This window comes from Allocoprococcus similis (assembly GCF_054660775.1).
Genome location: NZ_BAAHSG010000075.1, coordinates 1 through 2,339 on the forward strand (window position 1 = coordinate 1; position 2,339 = coordinate 2,339).

At 39.4% G+C, this 2,339-nt stretch carries 4 protein-coding genes; all 4 read left to right on the forward strand.

From position 1 onward, the window contains the following. Nucleotides 1-274: hypothetical protein (locus ACYQ5K_RS17520; protein ID WP_459778170.1), on the forward strand; the 274-nt coding region annotated here is incomplete at its 5' end. 275 nt (nucleotides 275-549) lie between these two features. Continuing rightward, the gene (locus ACYQ5K_RS17525; RefSeq protein ID WP_026650125.1) at nucleotides 550-1,095 is read left to right on the forward strand and encodes a hypothetical protein; all 546 of its coding nucleotides are present in this window, start codon (nucleotides 550-552) and stop codon (nucleotides 1,093-1,095) included. Between the two features lie 331 nt (nucleotides 1,096-1,426). Then, nucleotides 1,427-1,987 carry a sigma factor-like helix-turn-helix DNA-binding protein gene (locus tag ACYQ5K_RS17530; protein ID WP_026650124.1) on the forward strand — a complete coding sequence of 187 codons (561 nt, stop codon included), beginning with the start codon at nucleotides 1,427-1,429 and terminating at the stop codon, nucleotides 1,985-1,987. Nucleotides 1,988-2,092: 105 nt separating this feature from the next. After that, on the forward strand, nucleotides 2,093-2,339 hold a 247-nt coding region (trxA, locus tag ACYQ5K_RS17535; RefSeq protein WP_459778172.1), incomplete at its 3' end, for a thioredoxin.

Sequence of the window (2,339 nt, forward strand, 5' to 3'; positions counted from 1 at the left end):
TCACTTCATAACAGGAGAGAGCAGGTGTTTTGTAATGACAGCTAAAGTGTATGTAGATGTCCTGGCAGTATTCAGCCGGGAAGGAGAATTGATCCCTACAGCGTTTGTCTGGGAAGATGGACGTAAGTATGCGATTGATAAGGTTTCAAAACCGGAGCGTTGTGCCAGCCGAAAAGCTGGCGGAACCGGATATCGTTATACCTGTCAGGTGGGTGGAAAAATCTGTCATCTGACTTATGAAGAAAATTATAAATGGTTTATGGAACGTAAATAACGGCGTCCTAAAAGGGAGCCCTGAATCAGGGCCCCCTTTGGAGAGATAGATATTCGATGAGAACATCAGCAGTCGGGGATACATCCTTTCCCGTGAGAACCGATTGCTTTCAATAGATCATACAGTTGCCGATCAGCTAGAAATAGAAGCTATCCCACAGCGGATATTTCTGCGGAATCTGCATGAAGAGATGTTAGGACAGTGACAGACTGTGAATGGAACAAACAATACAATGATTGGTCTGGCTGCGGAAGCGGTCGGGAAGGAGGACAATTATGCAGAGAATACAGGATATGTTTATCAATATGGAAGAAGTGGCAGAGGATGCTTATAAGAATACGGAATTATTGCTGAGTCAGTATACTAAAGTAATGTTCCGTATTGAGAAGAACCTTGTGGATATAGATTATGAAATGTATGCAGAGGAAGGGAAGCATCTGAAGGAAATGTTATATGATCTGGTAGATTTCGATGCGACTGCAGAGAAACGCAGAATCCAGGAAAAGCTTCTGAATAATGATATGAATCTCTGTTTGCTGGAAATCATGAGAGATTCCCTGATAGCTTTGAGGGATTATCCAAAAAATGGACAGCTGTATTATCGGCTTTTGAAATATAGATATTTTGAAGCAGGAAATACCAATGAAGATGTGATGCTGATGCTGGATGATATGCCAAGCACTACTTATTATCGAAACCGTAAGAAAGCAATCCGTTTGTATGCAACAATGCTCTGGGCATTTACACGTCCGGAAAAGATACAGAATAAGATGGAGGAAATAAACTGGAAGAAAAGTGGAAGTAAAGTGGCAGTGAACTGACAGTAAACTGGCATGTGAATGGTATTACAATGAAAATACGTGCATGTTAGAATTGATATGCTGAGAGAAATAGACCTTCGCAGACGTAATGTTTGCGGAGGTTTTTCTTTTCTCAAATTTTAAGGCGTCAGGCTGTGCCCGGAAGGGCATGGCCTTTTTTTATACCCAAAAACAGGTTGCAGATTTGAAAAAGCTTCCTTTTTAACAGGTAGATGCCGGAAAGGAAGAGCATATCAAGATGCAGGGAAGAGGCAGGCATTATGCCAGATATCCATGATTTTCGATTTGTCACAAATCAAATCAACAAAAACGACAAATCGGAGAAACAATCATGGAAGAAAGAAAATACACATTTTACGACAGATATCAGAAGGTGAAATACGCTAATATTACAGCAGAAGAGCTGGAAGTTCTTAATATTTTTTATAATAAGGAACATTATATGTTTGATCAGCAGCATCAGAGAAATAATACAGTATTATTTTGTGGATTAGAATCAGAAAACGGTTGTGCGACAGACTTTATCGCAGATAGTGGACGTGACATTGCATCGGATATTACAACTGAGATCTTCTTTAAAGAACTCTTCAGCGATCTGACAGAGAAAGAAAAGAAAATCGTGAGCGATTATTTTATCATGGGAAAACAGGTTAAAGAAACAGCAGAGGAACTGGGCATCAGCACACGTCAGGTGAGTAGAGACAAGAACAGTGCTTTGGCAAAAATGTTGAAGAGGATGAAAGCAGCTGGATATGAATCATATGCTGAGGCGGCAGGTGCATTTCTGCAGGAAAGCGATTATATTCCAACACAGATGGAGACACAGAACTCGATTATGAAGAAAAGGACCGGAGAAGTGAGACTGCCATCAGATCATAAGATGAAAAAATAAATTAGTTAAAAATTAATCATGATAATAATGTGATGATATCACAGAAAACAAATGAATTTCAGATTATAATAAAGCCACAAAAGAAAAAACAAGGAGGACTGTAAAATGTCTGCTATTAATATCAATAAAAATAATTTTCAGAATGAAATAATGGATTCCGAGAAAACCGTTCTTTTAGACTTTTGGGCTCCTTGGTGTGCTCCTTGTCGTATGGTGGCTCCTATCATAGAGGAGATAGCAAGTGAACGCCCTGATATCAAAGTTGGAAAGATCAATGTGGATGAGCAGCCAGAACTGGCAAGTAAATTTGGTATTATGAGTATTCCAACTTTGGTGGTTATGAAGAATGGGA